Source organism: Herbiconiux daphne (genome assembly GCF_024979295.1).
Taxonomy (GTDB): domain Bacteria; phylum Actinomycetota; class Actinomycetes; order Actinomycetales; family Microbacteriaceae; genus Herbiconiux; species Herbiconiux daphnes.
Genome location: NZ_JANLCJ010000777.1, coordinates 1 through 530, shown reverse-complemented (window position 1 = coordinate 530; position 530 = coordinate 1). Strand labels below are relative to the sequence as shown.

The following is a 530-nucleotide window of genomic DNA, read 5'->3' as shown; positions in this document are numbered from 1 at the left end:
AAGCTACGAGAATTCTTGATGTACTCGATAGATCAGTAGCTCGTCTCGATAAACGTCTGATTAAGCTTCTTCCACCAGATCGTATACCTGGAATTGAAATCAATAAACCATTTAAATTGAATGGTAAGTTGACAGCATTAACTGAGAAGCGCATTTATAAAGATGGTTGGTCAGTGGCAGATGCAGAAAACATCTGTGGCCCATTCAGTACAATGCCAAAGTTTACACCTTTTGACATGGGTAAAACCCAAAAGTTGAAAGAAGTAATGTATGATTTTGGTTGGACTCCAGATGAATGGAATCTTAAAAAGAATCCGTGGAAGCCATTTAGAAAAACCAAACTTTCAAAATCAGATTATACTCGTATCTTGGAAGATATGAGAGGGAATGAACTTGATGATTTCATCGACGCTACTACCAATTATTACAACAAACATTTTAACCTCTCAACGGGTAAGGTCTCGGAGGGACATCGAAAGGCACTCCTTAGAGCATGTGGTTTCAAGACTCCACCAAAGACGATCGAAGAA

1 protein-coding gene is annotated in these 530 nt (G+C 38.7%); it reads left to right on the top strand.

The window, feature by feature from the left end; translation table 11 throughout:
* A partial coding sequence (locus N1032_RS27635; RefSeq protein WP_259543929.1) for a hypothetical protein occupies positions 1 to 530 on the top strand: 530 nt, incomplete at both ends.